We start from the raw sequence: 20,321 nt of genomic DNA, 5'->3' as shown, positions 1-20,321 counted from the left end.
GGCCTTCGCCAGCTCGCTCCACTGGAGCGCGTCGTCCCGCCGCTTCATGTTGGAGCTGATGGCGAACACGAGCGTGGACGCGGCGCGCGTCATCACCCCGTCGTCTCGCGAGGCGAGCGCGGTGCGGAAGGACTGGACCAGGTGCTGCTCCGCGACCTCGGGCTCACCCGCGCGCAGCTTCAGGAAGCCATGCCAGAGCAGCGCCTCTGCCTCCAGGGGCCGGTACCCCAGAGCGGTGGCCGCCTTCACCGCCTGCTCCCCTACCTCCAGGCCCTGCTTGTACCGGCCTGCATCAATCAGCGCCTTGAGCCGCGAGATCTGGCCGGAGATGCGCGCGATCTCCTCTTGGGCCTTGGGCGACTCGGGCCGGGGCTCCACCTGGGACAGGCTCGTCACATCGCCACAGCCCTGCAGCGAGGGCAGCAGGGCGATGGTGTCCACCGCCTTGGGCAGCAGTTCGGCGTCCACGGTGCTCAGCACGCCGGTGACGGCCTTCACGTCCTGCAGGCGCCGCTCCAGGCACACCACGCGCAGCGACAGCAGTGCCTCCGTCTGCTCCCCGCGGATTCGGGTAGCGCGGCACGCCTCCGTGCTCGCCTGCACCCAGCCGCGCGTGTAGTCGTCCAGCATCTGGGTGGCTCGCGAGGCCACCTCGGCGGCCTCGGGCTTGCCGGTGGCCAGCAGGGCTTCGGAGATCTCCTTGCGGACCGCGTCGTCCCACAGGCCCGCGAGCTTCTGCTCCGCGCCGGTGCAGAGCAGGGCCTGGTGCTGGGAGGCCTGGTGGGCCAGCCACGCGTAGCCGCCAACGCCCGCCACCAGCGCCAGGCTGGCCGCGGCTGCCACCAGCCGCATCCTCCGCGGCCTGTACTCGAGCCGCGACAGCAGGGCCTCCATGGAGGGGAAGCGCTCCTTGGGCTCCGGGGAGAGCCCGCGCATGATCGCCTGCCGGAGGAAGGCGGGCACCTTCGCGTCCTTGGGCGGCTCGAAAGCCCCGGTGGTGGGATCCACGGGGCGCGGATCGTTGGAGCGATTGCTGGGGCGAGAGGTGCCCTTATGGGAGGAGCCCGGGCCGGAGTCGGGGCCGCGCTGGGACGAGCGCTGCCTGTCAAAGGGCCAGGTGCCGTAGAGCGCCCAGTAGAGCGCCACGCAGAAGCTGAACTGGTCTGCGCGCGCGTCCGGCGCCTCCCCGCGGCGCTGCTCCGGGGACATGTACATGAGCGTGCCCACGGCATGGCCCTGCTGGGTGAGTTGGGCCAGCTCCGGCGTCTCGTCCATCGGCGCCCCCACGGGGAGCGTGACCGAGGACTGCTCTTCTCCCTCACCCGCCTCACGGGCCAGGCCGAAGTCGGTGACGCGCACCCGCCCGTCCTTGCCGATCAGCACATTGTCCGGCTTGAAGTCGCGGTGGACGAGCCCTGCCCCATGGGCGCCCGCCAGCCCGCGGCCCGCCGCCAGGAAAGTGTCGAGCACCTCGCTCCAGGCTCGCGACTTCTCCTTCACCCACTTCTTGAGCGTGGTGCCATCCACGAACTCCATGGCGACGAACACACCCTCGCCCAGGGTGCCCACGTCGTAGACGGAGATGACGTGCGGGTGGTTGAGGCGGGCCATGGCCTGGGCCTCGCGCTGCAGCCGGGCCTGCCCCACCGTGCGCCCCTCCGCGTGCGGCTTGTCGGTGCGCAGCAGCTTGATGGCCACGCGGCGGCCCAGCTCCGGATCCCACGCGGCATAGACGATGCCCATGCCGCCCTGACCCACGCGCTCCAGAATGAGGTAGCGGCCCACCTGCTCGCCGCGATCGGGCGGCCGCCCCTCCTGGATCCACCGGGGCTTCGCCGGCTCGCGCGGAGGCTCTACTGCGCGCGCCGGCGTCGCGAAGGCCGCACCGGTGGCATAGCTCACCTCCTCAGGAGGTGCCTCGGTGGCGCCCTGCGACTCGGACATGCGCTCCGCGCACGGCTGGCACGTGGCCAGGTGCCGGTTCACCTCGGCAGAGCGCTCGGGCGAGAGCTGGCCGCGGAGGAAGCGGGCGATTTCGGCGGGGTCCAGGTGCTCCATTGGAGGTTCTTCCTGCAAAAAGAGGAGGGCAGCTCCCCATTATCGGGACTCCAGGGTAAAAGACTTCTTGGGATCTGAAAACCCGAGGGGATCCAGCAGGTTGGACGAACCCCATCCATTTGGACGCAACTTTTTTTCTTGTGGCCTGAGAACTCTCCAGAGCGCTGTTCTCCTTCCTTTCGAAGATTGAGGCTTTCGCCCATGAGCCTGAAGATTGAATCCCCCCGTCCTCCGCAGGTGTCGCGCCCCGAGGTGAAGAGCCAGGTCGCTCCGAGCATCGCCAAGGGGGAGCCGGCGCCTTCCGCCCGGCCCAGCCCGGTTGCCGATCGCTTCGAGCGGGTGTCTGCCAGCGCGGGGAACAAAGTCCCCGGGGGCTCCCGGTTCGAAGGAGTGGGCTCGGTTCGTCCCCTGCCGAAGCGGCTGGAGGGGTCCACGGCCGTGGCGGACAAGGTGGTGAACTTCTTCGCCAAGGACGAAAAGCTCAGTGCGCTCGGAACCAGCGATCCGGGCAAGGCACGCGAGATCCTCCAGGCCTCCTTCGTTGCGGGAGGGTTGTCGAAGCGGGATGCCAAGATCCTGACCCAGCGGTACGCCGAGCCGCAGCTGAAGGATCTCCTGAAGAACTCCCCCGGAAGCACCATCCCAGGCGGTCTGAAGGGGGGCCAGACAAGCTCGGACAAGGCGGGCGGTTCGGGGGAGACGCCGCCGCCCACGCAGACCTTGGGGATTCGCTCCTCTGGAACGAGCCGCCCCACGGATCCCTTGGGTTACGTGTCTGCGGATACCCAGGGCAAGGCCAGCAGCCTGATCGACGCGCTCGACTTCAAGGATGTGAAGAGCTGGGGCGACATCCAGAAGATCTCCAAGGATCTCTCCGACAAGGTGGAGCTGACGGCGGACGAGTCGAAGGACGCCCTCGACGCCTACATCAACCTCAAGCTCGCCGAGCGCGTGGTCCTCGAGGGGATCGATCTCGGCAAGGACGTCGGCGGAAAGATCGGTCCTGGCAAGGATGACTTCGACGACATCAAGAACGGGGGCTTCGTCCCCGGCGAGCGGCTGGAGGAGCTGCCCAAGGCGCTGGAGCCGCACCGCGGGGCGCTGGAGAAGCTCACCGACAAGCTGCTCCGGGACCCCAAGCTGGACAACGACGTCAAGCTCCGCAAGGCGCTCTGGTCCGAGCTCAAGGGCCTGCCGCTCCAGGACGACAGGCTGAGGCACGACACCCGCCAGTACCTGCTGGAGGAGCTCTCCCTGCGGCAGGACCGGTATACCGAGTAGCACCTCCGGCCTCCTCTCCCTCTTCTCTGGGAATGGCGTGCTCCCGGGCGCAACCTGCGCCCATGGGAGCACGCCATTTGTGCGTCTGGCCCTCCATACAACCGCAGCCCAGACAGGTGACTCCTGTCATCGCTGGTGATTGCAAACACCACCGCGTCTGGTGTCTCCGCTCACCACCTCGGGGCCGCTCCTTCTCGAAACTTGATTGCAAGTTCCTCAAGTTCTTGGGGACTGCTCTTCATCCTCCTCTGCGACATGTCACGGCATGAGGGGTGCAGTGGGGACATGGCATACCCGCCGCGCTTCGGAGCGGCCTTCCCACAGGATGAATGCCATGCGCACCGGATCTTCTGTCGCCACCTCTGAGCGTGTCCTCAAGCCCGCCGAGCCCAAGCCCGTCGCCCAGGTTGCTGTCCCTCCCAAGGCCTCGCCTGCTCCATTTCAGGTGAAGGACGGCCTGGATGGGCGGCAGAGGCAGCTGGTCGAGCTGAAGGGCCGGCCGTTGAGCCCGGCTGTGCAGCAGGGCACGCAGAGTGGCCGGTTCACACCGAGCGATGGGCGCGCGCTGAGACGCATCGTGGATCTGCTTGGAGATGGGCGGTTGCCGGTGAAGCTGGGCGAGGAGCAGCGGGGTGTGCTGAGCCGCGCGGCAGACTCTCTCCAGGATCCGCTCTCGGGGCGGAATCTGAAGGCGAAGGAGGTCCTCGAGAGTCTGCTCACCCCGGGGACGTCCCCACTGCACCTCGACAAGAAGCAGCTGGAGACGCTGCAAGAGTCGCTGAAGGAGTTCGTCTACGAGCAGAAGCTGCAGGGCCTGTCGGACGAGGAGCTGGACGCCGAGCTGCAGAAGCAGAAGGAGATCCTCGAGGACGCGAAGAGCGGGCCGGTGAAGGACGCCGACGCTGCGCGGGAAGCCCGGGAGCGCATCGCCTCTCTCAAGGAGGAGAAGTCCCGGCGGATCCTGGCCGATCCCAACGCCTCGCCCGAGCGGGTGGCCCGTGCGCTCAAGAACCTGGATGACGCAGCCCTGCGCGCCGAGGAGCGCCGTCTCCAGAAGGGCATCGAGAGCGCGGACAACCCGACCGAGCGAGCGGCGCTGGAGGAGCGCCTGGCGGCGGTGCGGAGCGAGAAGGCGCAGCGCGTGGTGGACGATCCGTCCACGTCACCCGTGAAGTACGCGGATGCGCTCGATGACCTCAGTGACCCGGCACTGACCACCGAGCAGGCCGAGCAGCAGGCGCACTACGACGAGCTGATGGCGCAGGCGCAGAAGGATCCCTCGCGGATGCAGGACCCGAAGTTCGTGGAGGATCTGCAGAAGACGGCCCGGAACCTGGAGGCGCTCAACGGCGAGCTGAAGGAGCGTGGGCTCTCCGCGCAGTCCTCCTCGGCCCCCGCGGAGGACCCGCAGGCTGCGGAGGAGGCTTCTCCGGAGGAGGCCTCGCCGGAGGGTGCGGCATCAGGCGCGGGCAGCGCCCAGGGGCAGGGCACCTATACGGTGAAGCCGGGGGATACGCTCTCGCAGGTGGCCGCGCAGATCAGCGCCGAGAATGGGGGCGTGCCGGATGCGCAGACGGTCCTCAACGACATCGTGCGGATGAATCCGCAGATCGAGAACCCGGATCTCATCTATCCGGACCAGCAGATCCACGTGCCGCAGTACGGGGCGGGCACCCCGGGCTCCAGCCCAGAGACGCCTTCGACTGACGGGCCGGCCGAGCCGAGCACCTCCACGCCAGGGGGAGTGATGTCTCCGGAGGAGGCCTTCATCTGCCAGTTCACCGAGGGGACGTACAACCCCACGGGCCCGTCCCACAGCACCAACTGCGGCCCGGCCAGCCTGGCGATGGGAATGGCCTACACGGGCCGGATGCCGCCGGGGCTTAGCAAGGAGCAGCAGGTAGACTACGCGCGCGCGCTGATGAGCCCCGGTCGCGAGGCCGAGTTCACCTACGTGACCGACGCCAACGGCCAGCAGGTGCCGCAGCTCGATCGAGACTCCGAGTACACCGGCGGCACGATGGTGGCCGATGGCGTCCGCGCGGCGGGAGGCAACCCCATCTACGGCGAGACCTGGGGTGATCTCGACGCGCAGCTTGAGGCGGGGCACCCGGTGATGGCCGGAGGCTGGGTGAGCGACGAGGGCGGTGATGGGCTGGCCTGGAAGCAGCAGTTCCCGGGCGGTGTCGGTCCCGGGGCCTACGGCACGGGCACCACGGGCCACCTGATCTCCATCCTGGGCAAGACGGCCGACGGCAAGTACATCGTCGCCGACCCGCTCTACGCGCGGGGCCCGGTGGAGATGACGAAGGAGCAGCTCGCGCTCTACTTCAGCCAGACCGGTGGCAACCCGTCGTTCACCGCCCTGGCGTGAGCCAGGCAGGTCTCGTTCAAGCAAGCAGGCTGACTCGCTCCGGGCCAGCCTGCAGCCCGCGTGATTGCACTCTCGTATGAAGGTGCTTACCCCATCGGACGGGACGGGGCTGGCACGGAGGCGTGGATGAGAAGGCGGGCGTGGGGGCTGCTGTTATGCGTGTGGGCATGTGCACCCGGAGCGGAGCTTCCGCTTTCGGACAGTGCGGTGCCCGCCCCCGGAGCGCAGCCTGAGAGCGCGCCGGAGGGACAGCACCTCTGGACACGTGAGGTCGCGGGGATCAAAGACCCTTGGAAGGCCCATGTCGCGCTCAATGATGCGGGCGTGACGGGGATGCTCTCTCTCTTCCTACTTCCCTGGGAGCCCGAGCAGCGACAGCTCGCCTCTATCGAGCTGCTGGGATGGAACCTGGAAGGCCAGGAGCAGTGGCGACGCCAGGTGCCCGGGAAGGCGCCGACCGACGACGACCGATACTATCCCTGGAACTACGCGGTGAAGCCGCTCGGGAATGGCTTCCTCGTCGTCAACTCGGACGAGTGGAGCGCCTGGGGCTCCAACATCGACTTTGGGTGTGCCCAGGCGCAGGTGGGCGGCGGGGACCGGCTGCTCTTCCTCGATGAACGGGGGCAATGCACCCGCAGCCTGTCCACCGGGGACGTAGCGGTCGGAGTCACCGCGTGGGGAAGCGATGTCTGGGTGTCGCAGCTGTGCCACCGCTGCAAGGGGACCTACTGGCCCTCGATGAAGCGGTTCAACACCAGCGGCCAGCTCGTCCACGAGTTCCCCGTCGGCAGGGTTCCCATGCCCCAGCTCCAGCTGCTGCACGAGGGCACGGGAACGATGCTGTCCTGGAATGAGGGTACGACCGTCCTCAGCCGCCGAGCCGAGACCTTCGACGTGCTGTGGACGCGCACGCTGCCCATCCACATCGTGGGCCCCCCAGCGGTGCTGCCCGGGGGTGAGCTGGGAGTGGTGGGGCAACGGGTGCAGGGGCAGGGCTTCTCCTTCGGGGAGAGCACGCTGCCGGCGGGAAATGATCTCGTGCTGCTACGGCTGACGGCGCAGGGTGAGCCACTGCGCGCGGTGGGCACGGGCGTCCCGGAGCTGCGCATCAGTGACAAGTTCGCGACGGACTCCAGCGGTGTCGTCCTCGTCCTGGATGGAGATACGCAGACGGCCTCAGTGGTGGCGCTCTCGTGGGAAGGGCGGACGCGGTGGATGCAGACACTCAGGCCGTGGGCCCCCGAAGGCTGCGAGCTCCATGTCACGTCGTTGGCCTCGCACCCCCTCCACGGTGTGCGAGTGGCGGGAGTGGTGGTCGACAAGCAGGCTGGAGCAGGCGCGTGTGATCCGCTCCAGGTGCACCGACGATCCTTCGTCGTGGCCTTCACCCGCTAATGCCAGAGCACGAGTGACCCAGCCTCAGGTCTTGGCTGATGAGGAGCATCCTGGGGTCGTTAAGTCCGTCCTCGTGGCGGCCATGGCTCGGGGCTGACACGTCAGAACGGGCGCTGACATGTCACCTCTCCCAAGAGCTGACACGTCAGCCGCTTCTCCCTCAGGGGTGCGTCATCGCCGTAGGGCATGGCCCTGGCCCGGGACGAGGAGCATCTCCCCACTGCGTGCCACTTGGCCCGCCACGTGCTAATGCCATCGGCGCTGTTGGCTCGATGAGGTGCACCCATGGCGAAGGCGCAAGGTAAGCAGCCCTTTGAATTGCCAGAGTTCTATGTCCCGTGGCCGGCGCGCCTGAACCCCCACCTCGATGGAGCCCGGACGCACTCCAAGGCGTGGGCGCGTCAGATGGGGATCCTGGATACGCCCAAAGAGAGCAACATCCCCGAGATCTGGAGTGAGGCGAAGTTCGATGCCATGGACTACGCCCTGCTCTGCGCGTACACCCATCCCGAAGCTCCGGGCCCGGAGCTGGACCTGGTGACCGACTGGTACGTCTGGGTCTTCTACTTCGATGATCACTTCCTCGAGGTCTACAAGCGCCCCAAGGATCAGGCGGGCGCGAAGAAGTATCTCGACAGGCTTCCTGCGTTCATGCCGGTCGACCTCTCCCCTCCACCGGAGCCCACCAACCCGGTGGAGCGAGGCCTGATCGATCTGTGGGCCCGAACTGCCCCCACCAAGTCCCTGGAATGGCGGCGCCGGTTCTTCGAGAGCACCAAGAACCTGCTCGAAGAGTCCACGTGGGAGCTGTCCAACATCACCGAGCGCCGGGTCTCGAACCCCATCGAGTACATCGAGATGCGCCGGAAGGTCGGCGGGGCCCCCTGGTCAGCGGACCTCGTGGAGCACGCCGTCTTTGTCGAGATCCCAGACCGGATCGCTGCCTCCCGGCCGATGCGCGTCCTCAAGGATACGTTCTCCGACGGAGTGCACCTGCGCAACGATCTGTTCTCCTACCAGCGCGAGATCCAGGAGGAGGGAGAGCTCGCCAACTGTGTCCTGGTGCTCGAGCGCTTCCTGGGCGTCGATCCGCAACGCGCCGCCAACCTGACCAACGACATCCTCACGTCCCGGCTCCACCAGTTCGAGAACACCGCCGTGACCGAGCTGCCCTCGCTCTTCGCGGAGTTCGGCCTGAACCCGCTGGAGCAGGCGAGTGTCCTCACCTATATCCGAGGACTCCAGGACTGGCAGTCCGGCGGCCACGAGTGGCACATGCGCTCGAGCCGCTACATGAAGAGCGGCTCCGGGAATTCGTCGAGCTGGTCCCTCGGCCCGACAGGCCTGGGGACTTCGGCGGCGCGCCTCCCCCTCTCGCCCGGCGCGCTGGGCCTGGGACGGTTCAAGAGCTTCACTCATGTCCCATACCAGCCTGTGGGCCCGGTGAAGCTGCCCAAGTTCTACATGCCGTACACGACGACGCTGAGCCCCCACCTGGACGCCTCGCGGAAGCACTCCAAGGCGTGGGCGCGCGAGATGGGGATGCTGGACACGCTGCCTGGCATGCCCGGCGTCTACATCTGGGACGATCACAAGTTCGACGTGGCCGACGTGGCCCTGTGCGGTGCGTTGATCAATCCAGGCGCGTCCGGCCCCGAGCTCAACCTGACGGCCGGGTGGCTCGTCTGGGGGACGTACGCCGACGACTACTTCCCGGCGCTCTACGGGCACACCCGGGACATGGCGGGTGCGAAGGCGTTCAACGCCCGGCTGACGGCATTCATGCCGGACGACCCCAGCACCGCCGCCGCGGTTCCCACCAACCCGGTGGAGCGCGGCCTGGCCGACCTGTGGGCGCGCACGGCTGGCTCGCTGTCCGAGCACGCGCGGCGGCTCTTCCGCAAGGCCATCCAGGACATGACCGAGAGCTGGTTGTGGGAGCTCGCCAACCTGATCCAGAACCGGATCCCGGACCCGGTCGACTACGTAGAGATGCGCCGGAAGACGTTTGGCTCGGATCTCACGATGAGCCTTTCGCGGCTGGCCCACGGCGACGCGATACCGCCCGGGATCTTCCATACCCGGCCGGTGCGTGGGCTCGAGAACTCGGCCGCCGACTACGCCTGCTTGACCAACGACATCTTCTCCTACCAGAAAGAGATCGAGTTCGAGGGCGAGCTCAACAACTGCGTGCTGGTCGTTCAGCGCTTCCTCGACCTCGATGCGCCACGGGCCGTCGGGGTCGTCAACGACCTGATGACCGTCCGGATGCAACAGTTCGAACACACCGTTGCCACCGAGCTGCCGGCCCTTGTCCAGGACTTTGGCCTGGACACCCAGGCCCAGGAGAAGCTGCACAAGTACGTCGAGAAGCTGCAGCAGTGGATGGCCGGCGTGCTGCGGTGGCATCAGACCGTGGACCGCTACAAGGAATTCGAGCTGCGCAACACCCGGAAGCCAGGCCGGGTGTTCGGGACTCCCACCGGGCTGGGCACCTCGGCTGCGCGCATCGCGTCGCTGCTCGGTGGCGCCCGGCCTGGATTCAGTATCAGTCAACCCTCCGTTTCTTCTACCCAGAGAGAGAAGGTGAGTCATGGCAACAAGTGACGCAGAGAAGCAGCAGCTGAGCCTCGGGACAGCGGCGGCGCGCCAGCTGGCGACGACGACCAAGTCCGCCCCGCAGATGCAGGGCATCTCCTCCCGGTGGCTGCTGAAGCTGTTGCCGTGGGTGCAGGTGTCCGGCGGCGTGTATCGCGTCAACCGCCGGATGACCTATGCCGTCGGCGACGGCCGGGTGACCTTCACCAGCACCGGCGCGAAGGTGCAGGTCATCCCTCAGGAGCTCTGTGAGCTGCCGCTGCTGCGCGGCTTTGACGACGTCGAGGTGCTGACCGCCCTGGCGAGCCGCTTCGTGCAGAAGGACTTCAAGGCCGGTGAGGTGATCACCGAGGCCGGCAAGGAGGCGGATTCGATCTGCCTGATCGCCCACGGCAAGGTGAACAAGATCGGCGTCAGCAAGTACGGCGATCAGACCGTGCTCGAGGTGCTGGCGGATGGCGACCACTACAGCTATCAGGCCCTGCTGGAGTCGCAGGACTACTGGCAGTTCACGGCCAAGGCGCTCACCCCCTGCACGGTGCTGATGCTGCAGCAGTCCGCATTCGAGGCGGTGGTCGCCCAGTCCCCGTCGCTGCAGAAGCACATCGCGAACTTCAAGGCCCTCTCGAAGAAGAAGCAGGACACGTCAGGCCAGGCCGCCATCGAGCTGGCCGCTGGCCACTCGGGAGAGCCCGTCCTGCCGGGCACCTTCGTCGATTACGAGACGTCGCCTCGTGAGTATGAGCTGAGCGTGGCGCAGACCGTGCTCCAGATCCACAGCCGCGTCGCCGACCTGTTCAACGAGCCGATGAACCAGACCGAGCATCAGCTCCGGCTGACCGTCGAGGCGCTGAAGGAGCGCAAGGAGCATGAGCTCGTCAACAACCGCGAGTTCGGGCTCCTGCACAACGCCGATCTCAAGCAGCGCATCCACACCCGCAGCGGGCCGCCGACCCCTGATGACATGGACGAGCTGCTGGCCACCGTGTGGAAGGATCCGTCGTTCTTCCTGGCGCACCCCCGCGCCATCGCCGCGTTCGGTCAGGAGTGCAGCCGCCGCGGGATCTACCCCACCAGCGTCGATCTGAGCGGCAACATGGTCCCCGCCTGGCGCGGCATCCCCATCTTCCCCTGCAACAAGATCCCCATCACCGACTCCCGTACCAGCTCCATCCTCCTGATGCGCACGGGTGAGAAGAACCAGGGCGTCGTCGGCCTGCACCAGGCCGGCATCCCTGACGAGATCGAGCCCAGCCTCAATGTCCGGTTCATGGGCATCAACGAGCAGGCGGTCATCTCCTACCTGGTCAGCACCTACTTCTCCACGGCCGTGCTGATCCCCGACGCGCTCGGCATCCTCGAGAGCGTCGAGATCGGCCGCAGCTAGCAGTCGCACGTGTCATCCACGCAGACACCTTTGAGAGGCACCTCATGGCGAACACAGTAAAGACGGGCAGTGGAAATGAACTCGAGAAGCAGCAGACGAGCCTGAGCACGGCTGCTGCCCGTCAGCTGGCGACAACGACCAAGTCGCAGCCGCAGATGCAGGGCATCTCTCCCCGGTGGCTGCTGCGGATGCTGCCCTGGGTGCAGGTGTCCGGTGGCGTGTATCGCGTCAACCGCCGCCTGAGCTACGCGGCGGGTGACGATCGCCTCAACTTCAGCAACATCGGCGCCAAGGTGGAGGTCATTCCCCAGGAGCTCGGCAAGCTGCCGCTGCTGCGCGGCTTCGACAGCGACGAGGCAATGCTCGGCACACTGGCGCGCCAGTTCGTCCAGAAGGAGTTCAAGGCCGGTGAGCTGATCGTCGAGGCCGGCCAGCCTGCCGAGCAGGTGTTCCTGATCGCCCATGGCAAGGCCAACAAGCAGAGCGTGGGGAAGTATGGCGACCCGGTCACCCTCGATGTGCTGGGCGACGGCGACCACTTCGGTGATCAGGCGGTGGTGGAATCGAACGATCGCTGGACCTTCACGGTCAAGGCGCTCACCCCCTGCACGGTGTTGGTGCTGCCGCAGCAGGTGTTCGAGGGGTTGATCAAGCAGTCGCCGGCGCTGCACGCCCACGTCGAGAAGTTCAAGGAGCGCTTGCGAAAGCCTCAGGACAAGATGGGGCAGGCCGCCATCCAGCTGGCCGCCGGCCACTCGGGCGAGCCGGAGCTGCCGGGCACCTTCGTCAACTACGAGCTCAGGCCCCGAGAGTATGAGCTGAGCGTGGCGCAGACCGTGCTCAACATCCACACCCGCGTGTCCGATCTGTTCAACGACCCGATGAATCAGGTGGAGCAACAGCTCCGGCTGACCCGAGAGGCCCTCCGCGAGCGGCAGGAGTACGAGCTGATCAACAATCGGGACTTCGGGCTCCTGCACAACGCCGACCTCAAGCAGCGCATCCATGCTCGCAGCGGGCCGCCGACCCCGGACGATCTGGACGATCTGCTCAGCCGGCGCAGGAAGTCGCGATTCTTCCTGGCTCACCCGCGCACCATCGCCGCGTTCGGCCAGGAGTGCACCCGCCGCGGCCTCTACCCATCTGTCGTCGAGGTGCACGGCAGCAAGTTCATCGGCTGGCGCGGCGTCCCCCTGCTGCCTTGTGACAAGATCCCCATCACCGAGAGCCGCACGAGCTCCATCCTCGTGCTGCGTACCGGGCAGGAGGACCAGGGCGTCGTGGGCCTCCATAACGCCGGCATCCCGGACGAGGTCGAGCCCAGCCTTTCCGTCCGATGCATGGACATCAGCGACCAGGCCATCACCTCCTACCTCGTCAGCGTCTACTTCTCGGCAGCCCTCCTCGTCCCCGACGCGCTCGGAGTCCTCGAGAACGTCGAGCTCGGGCGCTGAATCTAGAGGAGGAGGAGGTCGTCGTCGTCACCGCCGCCGGGTGGCCGCCTTCAGGTCTTCGCGGATGCGGTGCAGCGCCTCCGCGAGCGGATCGTCCGGCTCCACCTGGATCCAGGCCTGGACTCCCAGGAGCACCTCCAGCTCGATGAGCCCTTTCAACACACGCCCTGGCTCCTGGGTGTTGACCTCGACGGTGCTCCACCCCGCTCGGTGGTCTTTCTCTAGCCGGTCATTGGGCGTCAGGTACGGCCGCAAGTACGGAACGATGTCAGGCGGCTCGGGCTTCTCCTGCGAGAAGGTGCCCGTCACGATGACGCGCCTGCTGGTGAGCACCTGCGCCGTGCCACCCTGCCGATGGGCGAGAAATCCCAGCCGTGGCCCGAAGTGGTCCTCCTCGAACAGGACATACCTGCCGGCAACGGTGAGCGTGCCGCTCAGATCGCGCGCGTAGCGGGACGCGGCCTCGGCTGACTTGAAGCTGGCCCACATGCGCGACCGTCCCGCCTTGGGGCCTCGGGACGCGAGGTGCTGCTCGAGTCGTGGCTCCTCAGGCTTCCGGACGATCTCCGCCGAGACAAACGCGCCACATTCCCGGGCGAGGGCCTTCAGCTTCTCCACGCGTGTATCGAGGGACTTGTCTCCACGGGCGTTGCCCCAGAAGGTGACGAGTCCATAGAGCTGGTTCGCATGTCGGACGAAGGGCCAGAGCTCGTCGCGGGCCAGTGCGTACTCCAGCTCGTCCAGCGAGCCGCCCTCCTTCAAGCCGAACCCGGTCAACAGCACCAGCGGCTCGTGTCCGTGGATCACAGAGCTGACTGCATGCCCCTTCCGCTTCCAGAGCAAGGCCCGCAGAGAAGGGAAGTCATCCTGCAGCGCCGTGTCCGTGTGGAGCATGACCGTGCGGCCGATGGACGTGATCACGTCCGGTGAGTACTCGTCGTTTCCAGCCTGGATGCCCTCTGCGGCCAGCAGCTCCCGCCAGCGCTCGGGGTAGAGGCTCCCGGCCTTCCAGTCGGGGAGGAGCGCTTCGACATAGGTGCTGGCCTCCTCGAAGGTCTCGAAGCGTCCCACCAGCACACAGTCGCCGCTGTTGTTTCCCGAGAACCCGCGCCAGATGCGGACCCCATCAGGAAGCGCGTCCGCCCGCGGTGCGGCCGCTCGCGCGCAGCCCTGGAGTGGCGAAGGGGCCGACAGCACCTCCCGCCGCCCGCTCCACGCCGCAAGCACCTCGTCCGCCGAGGCGACCGGGATGCCCGAGCCCTGGAAGGAGCAGGCCTTCAGCCGCCGGTCGGAGGTGAGGGTGACGAAGTCCAGGCCTGCGCCGCAGTCGCCGCCAAAGAGCCGAGGGACCTCCACCAGGGTGTCGCCGAAACAGACCGACAGCCGCGTACGGAGGGGACTCTCGGCGAGCACGGCCGTGAGCCGGGCCTCGTCCGCCGCACTCAGCCGGAGCCGCGGGTCGTTCCCGACGTAGCGCAACACGGCGGCATCGCGGCAGCCGAGCTGGTGAAGTGTCCGGAGTTGCGCCGACAGCACGGGCACCCGGTCCGGAGTGGCGAGGATGTTCGCGCCAAACGTCTGCCCCGCGTCGTCGAGGCGTTGGATGCATGCCTCCCAGTCGTTGTCATCGTAGAGCGACACGCGGACCTCTCCCAGGTGTGGAGACAGCCGCGCCAGGCGCTCCTCGGAGAGCAGCGTCCCGTTGGTGGTGAGATGGACTGCGAGCGGCGTCTCGCTCGCGAGCCGGCGGACCAGCTCATCGAAGCCCCGGAAGGCCAGCGGCTCACCCCCACCGAAGGCGACCTCGAGGGTGCCCGCGCGGGCCAGGCCCGACAAGACCTCGAAGGCCGAATCCACCGTCCATTCGCTCCGGGCCTCCCGGTCTCGCGAACAGAAGGAGCAGGCGAGGTTGCAGGCGTTGGTAATGCCGAACAGGACGAGCCGGGGTGCTCTGCGCCGCAGGTGGCGGGTGCGCGGGCCATCCATTCGGAGGTTCGTGCCCGTCTTCCGGTGGAACCAGAGGAGAGCGCCATCGAGGGCGTGAGGGCGCCAGTCAGGGATGGGCTGCATATGGAACCTCGGGAGCCGAGCGGATCGCGACGCAGGAGCAAGAGCAGGAGCGGACAACATCGTACTGGTTCTACGGCGTCACGAACGAGAGCTTGAGCGCCTTGACGCAGGTGTCATCCGGCTTCGTCGTGGGATCTTCCAGGAAGGAGCCCATCAGGCTCAGCGCACAGGACCCCAGCACCACGTGGCCCATGGCGGGGAACTCGAAGAAGAAGCCGTTGTCCAGATGCTGGTGCACCTGCATCCCCAGCTCGGGTGGCGTGGTGATGTCGAACTGACCCGACATCACCAGCGCCGGCGTGTCGCTCTCCACGGGCTCCAGAGCGCAAGCGTCCAAGGGCTCCAAAGCCCAGGCCGCGCACGTGTCACGGATATCGCTCAGGACCTGCGTGAAGAATGTCGTGACGGGGGGCTAGAGCCACCTCTCAGCACGTGCTGGGCTGGACCGAGCACATTCCTTTTGGGCGCCCCTTACATGCTCTGGGGAATCTCAGCGAGGGGCGGGAAACCCCAGCGCTCTCGCTCCGAGTCCGTCACGCTCGGATCCACGGTGTACAGGCGCATCTGCTTCGTGGCCTGGTCGAGCTGGTACTGGGTGCCGAAGCGCTGTGGCTGGCCGGCATGCATCAGCCAGCGGTCCCACGTTGCCGCGGTGAGCCAGAGCCCCACGGGGTGGCCCTTGCGTGCGGCCTCGGCGGCCAGCTCACGCGCCCGGGCAAAGTCCTCGAGCGTGTCCCCGTGCTGGAAGACGAGCGCCGCCGCGAAGAAGTCCGCGCCCGTCTTCGCCGCGCCCGCGTCCAGCAGCTCGCGCACACGCTGGCGACGCTGACGGTCGCGCTCGGCGACCTGCTTCCACTCCTCGGGGCCCGAGGGGGCGTTGTGGCCGCGACGGTCCTTCTGGTCCTCATCCACGAGCCGAATCAGCTCGGGATGGGAGCCTTCGTTCTTCATGGGCAGAGGGAGCGTGGGGATCCGAGCCATCAGCGCGGTGAAGGCCTGCTCTGCGTGAACCGAGGTGAGATCCGTGTCCTGCTTCATCCACTCCACGTCGCGAAAGCCGAGCTCCACGGAGCGCTCCAGCCAGGTCATCGCCTCGCCCTTGCGCCCAAGCAGGGCCGCGGCGCATGCGGCGCCATAGGCGATGTTCTCCCGTCGATCCCCCGCATCCCAGGCTTGCTGGTACAGCGGGAGCGCCTGATCCGGCGCCTTCTCATCCATCAGCCTCTCGGCGCGGCGGACCCACTTCGCCCCCGGCGGAGGCGAGGCGGGCGGCTCCATATGAGGGAGCGCGGGCACGGAGGCGGCCGCCGTCGCGGAAGAGGAAGCTGCAGGGGTGGCCGGCGCAGTCGCGCAGGCCAACGTCAGGAGCAGGAGACACGAGAAGAGTCGGCGCATGCCAGCTCCTTATACTGTGACCTCAACGCAGCGGGACAGGCCGAGCCACACCTCGCTTGCCTCCGCCGAGCCCTGAGCAAGTGCCTGAATCGACAGGCTTTTTCTCGTCGCGGGCTTTGCAGGACGGAATCTGTGAAGCGATCAGCAACCGTGCTCGCTGCAGGGCGATAACCCATATGCATAGAGGCGCAACTGAAGTGAGCGCGCTGGAGGTTGCACATGGGTGTCGACAGTGTCGGTGGCAGCAGCTCCCGCAGTAGCTCTTCCAGCAGTAGCTCTTCCAGCAGTAGCTCCTCCAGCAGGACCAGTGCCTCCGAGTCCACGTCGGCTTCCCAGCCAGCTTCGACGGCCACGTCTCAGAAGCCTTCCGCGCCGAACTCTGCCGTCTCCAAGTCTGCGGCCGTCCAGGCGTGGGCGGGACAGAGCAGCGTGGATGTCCCGTCAAGCACCGCTCTCAAGAGCCCCAGTACCGCAGACGTCAGCAGCTTTCGCGCCACCGCCAATACCGCCACGCTGCCGCCCATCCCAAGCAAGACCGGCACCGTGACGGTGAACGGCAACACGATGACCGATGCGCAGAAGGCCGCGGCCGGCGCGTTGAGGATTGATGCCAGTGCGCCGCCCACGACGTATGACGGGATGTACGTCGGCTCGGACGGCTACGCGTACCCTCCCGAGAAGTTCAACGTGACCGAGGTCCCGCCCTTCCAGCCCACGAACCCCGTCTCGAACCCACCGCCGACGACGTACTTCACCAACGGCATCAACACCCCTCCACTGGGAGCGATGACGGGGGCGCAGGATCTCGCGAACCACACGGGCACCAACGTGGTGCCCATCTACAACGCCACCGAGGGCATGGGCATCGACGTTCTCCAGACGGGGCTGGATCGTATCGGGCTGGGCAGCAACAAGGCCGCGAACACGCTCGCCGACGCGATCTCCGCGGACCTCGATGCGGGGCGGCAGGTCAACGTGGTCGGCTACAGCCAGGGCGGCGCCGTCGTCTCGCATGCTCTCCAGATGGTGGATCAACGGATCAGGGATGCCAATGGCGGCTGGCTGGGCAACCTGCCGGTGATCGGGGACGATAACCGCCGGGCCCGCGAGAGCATGCTGAGCAACGTCAACGTGGTGGGCATTGCCAGCGCGGGCAAGGACTTCCCGGCGGGGCCCCAGTACAACTTCTACGTGAACCAGCAGGATCCGGTCCCCAACTGGCTCGGCGCCCACGAGCCCAACCTCATCCCGGACGCCGTCACCAATGCCCTCGCGGCGACGTCCCCGTTGTTCGCGTTCATCAACGGCGGGGGGGCTGGCTTCAACGCCCCGGGTGCCCAGATCCACACGTTCGACGACCCGGCCCAGGGCGGGTTCACCCCGCACGATCTCAACACATACTTCGAGCACATCCAGTCGCAGTAAGCCGCTACTTGCGGACCAGGCTCACCGTCCAGGAGGCCGCTTCGAATCCGCCGAGGATCTCGATCTTCGACGGCTCCATGGATTCCACCTGCCAGCCCTCGTGGAACGTGGCCGGGATCTCCTCCCGGCGGATCCGTCTCGGTCCTGCGTCTCCGGGCTGCTTGTCGCTGAAGCAGAGCATGAAGTAGCGGCCGCCCGGCTCGATCACCGCGTGCAGGCTCTTGGCGAAGCGCACCCGCGTCTCGTCCTCGAACACGTGGAAGAGGCCGCAGTCGAGCACGGTGCCGTACTTCTCACCCAAGGCCTCGAGCTCGAGCGCGTCTCCGACGACGAACCGTGCCGTCAGGCCGCGCTCCTCCGCCTTGTGCCGCGCGGTCTGAATGGCTCGCTCCACGAGGTCAACGCCCGTCGCCGCGAGCCCCAGGCGGGCAGCCATCAGCGCGTGCTCACCGGTACCGCACCCGACATCGAGCACCCGGCCGGAGAGCGCTCCGGCCTCTGCCAACGCAGCGAACGCCGGCTGGGGACGGCCGATGTCCCAAGGCGGCGGGGCGCCCGCGTAGTGCTTGTCGAAGTCCTGCGATGTCCTCGGTCGCAGCGAGGCACCCATTTGTGCGGACAATTCTTTCTCGTCGAGTTCCATGGCACCCTCCAGAGTTCAGGCAGCCTGATATCAGGTTGACTCGTGGATCCAAGACTTCCGCTGACTGACCCAGCGCGCCACCCGCCAGCGCCCGCAACGTCGTGCCCGGCGTTGCGGCGGCGCAAGTGCCTGCCTCGCTCTCCTCCAGCGCGCGGCTCTTCGTGACCAGCCCCTCTCTCACTCCTGCTTCCTGCCCGCCTTGATCGTGCAGGTGATGGCGCCCGCCTGAGCGCTCGACGGGTTGGGGACGAATGGCGGATCCGCCCCCAGACAGGACCACTGGCCATCCTGCGGTGCGTTCTTCACCATGAACTCGGGTGCGTTCGAGCCCGCCCCCGGGTAGGAGACCGAGCACTCCCCTCCTGTCAGCGGGCCGGCCCCCGTGGCGTAGGCCTTGGGCGAGCTCCCCCGAGACATCGTCCCCTGCGTGCGTGTGCACTTCAGAGAGGGCTTCTCGGTGAACTTCGCCGCGTCCATCTCGTCCATCGTGAGCCGGCAGGCGACGAGCGTGGCCGAGACCGTGGCGCTCATGATGAGGTCGACGGCCGGGTTTGCTGCCAGGCAGGACCAGCCCCGCTTGTCGCTGGTGAGCGTGGACTTCACGATGTGCTCGGCATGAAGCGAGCCGTTGTCGAAGTGCGAAGCCTCACAGCCCCCTGACACGACGACGTATCCCTCCTGGCGGAGCAGCTCGGTGAGCTTCACCGTGGCGCTCGGATTGGACGCGGGGGGTGACTTCTCGGTGAGGATCGTGCACTGCAGGCGCAGGCTGGGGGCGCCGTCATACGAGGCCCGGCAGAAGGTGACAGTGGACTGAGCCCAGCCTCTGTTGGGAAGGAGCGCGGGATCGGCTCCCTTGCAGCGCCAGGCGTCCTCGCCCTCCGGGGCGTTCTGCACCATCACCTCGGCATGCACGGCGTTGTCGTGGCCGAAGCGGGACACCTCGCACCCTCCCCCGACGCGGACGTAGCCCTGGGAGCGCTTGTCCTCGGGGATCTTCGCGATCGCCACCGGGTACTTCGACAGGGCTTGCAAGGCGGTCTTCTCGGAGAGCGTCTGGCAGTCGAGGTTCGACTTGTGCTGCGCGGAGGCGGCGGAGCTGACCCACAGGAGCACGGCGAAGAGTCTGCTGGACATGAGGACATCCATGCCCGCCCCATGAGCACGCTGCGTGCCAGCAGGCCTGGCCACCCGGATGCTCCTGCTGCTGCTCCGGCGTCAGGCGCGACGCCCCACGCCCTGACGCATCTTGCGTCAGAGATTGAAGCTCTCAGGCTCCCTCCGCCGGTGCCGCCCTCTTCCAGAGACACTCATCATCTGCGAGGACGAGAATCGTCAGCGATGTGAAAGGCTACGAACACTCACATTGACAGCAGTCTGTGCTCTCTGGAATGTCGGGAATCCAAACAGAGAGAGGGGTGCACAGTGAAGCACGGGTTATTCATCATGTTGTTGTCTGGGGTCATGGTCACGTCCGGCTGCGGCGCGGTTGACGGCGGCGAGCCGTACGAAGCGGGTGCAAGCGCGGTCGAGGCTGCCGACGTGGACAAGGGACTGCCCTACGAGTCACCTGCCCAGACTCCCGAAGCTGTCGAGGCCGCCGATGTCACTGCCTCCAGCACTGGAACGTGCCCCCAATGCTGGCAAGAGAGCATGTATGTCTGTGGTTACCCCACTTTTAGCTGTCCTTTCGGGTGGTATAACTACTTTCCGCCGGCGACTGGCTGCGGTTGGTGCTACCGCAATGCTTGTACTTCCGTCCCCCTGACAGGAAGCATTTCCGCCAATCCCACCACGGTCAACATCAACACAGGGAGCAGCACGGGGTGTACGAACATCAGCTGGAATGCGGCCTGTGGTACGGCTCAGGTGTATGTCAGCCACAATGGAGGCGGCGAGACGCTCTTTGCCCAGGACCGTTCTGGTACGCAGGGGGCCTGCTGGATTCAGCCCGGATCGCAATACGACTTCTGCCTCTATGAAGGAACCAGCCACAGCAACAACCTCGGTTGTGTAAGGGTGGTAGGGGTAGACGCGGGTCCCGCACCGGATCCTTGTGACTCGTGCAACCCCGGCACCAGCTGCTTCTGTGGCGACGGTGTCTGTCGGTCGAATAACACGTATTGCCCGTAGGCCGAGGCGGGCATCGAGCCGAGGAGTTGAAGCAAGTCTATCTGGCGCACCTGCCGTGGCTCAGCCCGGCAGGTGCTGGAGGCCGCCGGCTCCCTGCGAGTGGTT

The 20,321-nt window shown here is 66.9% G+C and carries 12 protein-coding genes and 1 pseudogene; 7 read left to right on the top strand and 6 right to left on the bottom strand.

Translation table 11 applies throughout. The features are described from left to right. On the bottom strand, nucleotides 1-2,058 hold a 2,058-nt coding region (locus VD972_RS28920), incomplete at its 3' end, for a protein kinase domain-containing protein (protein ID WP_324991987.1). Nucleotides 2,059-2,259: 201 nt separating this feature from the next. Between VD972_RS28920 and VD972_RS28915 the strand changes: the two genes are divergently transcribed. From VD972_RS28915 to VD972_RS28890, 6 genes are all read left to right on the top strand, one after another. Beyond that, nucleotides 2,260-3,339: a hypothetical protein gene (locus VD972_RS28915; protein ID WP_324991986.1), complete on the top strand. Its 1,080-nt coding sequence runs from the start codon at nucleotides 2,260-2,262 to the stop codon at nucleotides 3,337-3,339. A 334-nt stretch (nucleotides 3,340-3,673) separates the two neighbouring features. Beyond that, a complete protein-coding gene (locus VD972_RS28910; RefSeq protein ID WP_324991985.1) occupies nucleotides 3,674-5,713 on the top strand; it encodes a LysM peptidoglycan-binding domain-containing protein in 2,040 nt (679 codons plus the stop codon). A gap of 207 nt (nucleotides 5,714-5,920) precedes the next feature. Next, nucleotides 5,921-7,111: a hypothetical protein gene (locus VD972_RS28905; protein WP_324991984.1), complete on the top strand. Its 1,191-nt coding sequence runs from the start codon at nucleotides 5,921-5,923 to the stop codon at nucleotides 7,109-7,111. Between the two features lie 285 nt (nucleotides 7,112-7,396). Then, on the top strand, nucleotides 7,397-9,718 hold the full coding sequence (locus VD972_RS28900; protein ID WP_324991983.1) for a family 2 encapsulin nanocompartment cargo protein terpene cyclase: 2,322 nt from the start codon (nucleotides 7,397-7,399) through the stop codon (nucleotides 9,716-9,718). Beyond that, nucleotides 9,705-11,096, top strand: coding sequence for a family 2B encapsulin nanocompartment shell protein (locus VD972_RS28895; RefSeq protein WP_324991982.1), 1,392 nt, complete (start codon nucleotides 9,705-9,707; stop codon nucleotides 11,094-11,096). The genes VD972_RS28900 and VD972_RS28895 overlap by 14 nt, the downstream gene beginning before the upstream one ends. A gap of 44 nt (nucleotides 11,097-11,140) precedes the next feature. Beyond that, the gene (locus tag VD972_RS28890) at nucleotides 11,141-12,550 is read left to right on the top strand and encodes a family 2B encapsulin nanocompartment shell protein (RefSeq protein ID WP_324991981.1); all 1,410 of its coding nucleotides are present in this window, start codon (nucleotides 11,141-11,143) and stop codon (nucleotides 12,548-12,550) included. Between the two features lie 27 nt (nucleotides 12,551-12,577). Here the strand turns inward: VD972_RS28890 and VD972_RS28885 are convergent, their stop codons facing one another. From VD972_RS28885 to VD972_RS28875, 3 genes and pseudogenes are all read right to left on the bottom strand, one after another. After that, nucleotides 12,578-14,620 carry a radical SAM protein gene (locus tag VD972_RS28885; RefSeq protein ID WP_324991980.1) on the bottom strand — a complete coding sequence of 681 codons (2,043 nt, stop codon included), beginning with the start codon at nucleotides 14,618-14,620 and terminating at the stop codon, nucleotides 12,578-12,580. Nucleotides 14,621-14,690: 70 nt separating this feature from the next. Further along, nucleotides 14,691-15,005 (bottom strand): annotated as a pseudogene (locus VD972_RS28880) (alpha/beta hydrolase); the annotation flags it as partial. Between the two features lie 86 nt (nucleotides 15,006-15,091). Beyond that, nucleotides 15,092-16,015 (bottom strand): TPR end-of-group domain-containing protein, encoded by a 924-nt coding sequence (locus tag VD972_RS28875; RefSeq protein ID WP_324991979.1) that lies wholly within the window; start codon nucleotides 16,013-16,015, stop codon nucleotides 15,092-15,094. A gap of 429 nt (nucleotides 16,016-16,444) precedes the next feature. Here VD972_RS28875 and VD972_RS28870 point away from each other — a divergent pair, with 429 nt between their 5' ends. Further along, nucleotides 16,445-17,440 carry a PE-PPE domain-containing protein gene (locus tag VD972_RS28870; RefSeq protein WP_324991978.1) on the top strand — a complete coding sequence of 332 codons (996 nt, stop codon included), beginning with the start codon at nucleotides 16,445-16,447 and terminating at the stop codon, nucleotides 17,438-17,440. Between the two features lie 4 nt (nucleotides 17,441-17,444). Here the strand turns inward: VD972_RS28870 and VD972_RS28865 are convergent, their stop codons facing one another. Further along, nucleotides 17,445-18,083 carry a class I SAM-dependent methyltransferase gene (locus VD972_RS28865; protein ID WP_324991977.1) on the bottom strand — a complete coding sequence of 213 codons (639 nt, stop codon included), beginning with the start codon at nucleotides 18,081-18,083 and terminating at the stop codon, nucleotides 17,445-17,447. 177 nt (nucleotides 18,084-18,260) lie between these two features. Next, nucleotides 18,261-19,220 (bottom strand): hypothetical protein, encoded by a 960-nt coding sequence (locus tag VD972_RS28860; RefSeq protein WP_324991976.1) that lies wholly within the window; start codon nucleotides 19,218-19,220, stop codon nucleotides 18,261-18,263. Between the last annotated feature and the right edge of the window lie 1,101 nt (nucleotides 19,221-20,321).

The sequence above is a fragment of the Hyalangium sp. genome (assembly GCF_035629615.1).
Lineage (GTDB): Bacteria > Myxococcota > Myxococcia > Myxococcales > Myxococcaceae > Hyalangium.
Note: the sequence above shows the minus strand (reverse complement) of the source record. Positions and strands in the feature narration are given on the sequence as shown.

Excerpts from the sequence above, each read along its gene's own strand:
- VD972_RS28865 (WP_324991977.1), bottom strand. The coding sequence starts at position 18,083 with ATGGAACTCGACGAGAAAGAATTGTCCGCACAAATGGGTGCCTCGCTG.
- VD972_RS28900 (WP_324991983.1), top strand. The coding sequence starts at position 7,397 with ATGGCGAAGGCGCAAGGTAAGCAGCCCTTTGAATTGCCAGAGTTCTAT.
- VD972_RS28890 (WP_324991981.1), top strand. The coding sequence starts at position 11,141 with ATGGCGAACACAGTAAAGACGGGCAGTGGAAATGAACTCGAGAAGCAG.
- VD972_RS28875 (WP_324991979.1), bottom strand. The coding sequence starts at position 16,015 with ATGCGCCGACTCTTCTCGTGTCTCCTGCTCCTGACGTTGGCCTGCGCG.
- VD972_RS28860 (WP_324991976.1), bottom strand. The coding sequence starts at position 19,220 with ATGTCCAGCAGACTCTTCGCCGTGCTCCTGTGGGTCAGCTCCGCCGCC.
- VD972_RS28910 (WP_324991985.1), top strand. The coding sequence starts at position 3,674 with ATGCGCACCGGATCTTCTGTCGCCACCTCTGAGCGTGTCCTCAAGCCC.
- VD972_RS28915 (WP_324991986.1), top strand. The coding sequence starts at position 2,260 with ATGAGCCTGAAGATTGAATCCCCCCGTCCTCCGCAGGTGTCGCGCCCC.
- VD972_RS28895 (WP_324991982.1), top strand. The coding sequence starts at position 9,705 with ATGGCAACAAGTGACGCAGAGAAGCAGCAGCTGAGCCTCGGGACAGCG.
- VD972_RS28885 (WP_324991980.1), bottom strand. The coding sequence starts at position 14,620 with ATGCAGCCCATCCCTGACTGGCGCCCTCACGCCCTCGATGGCGCTCTC.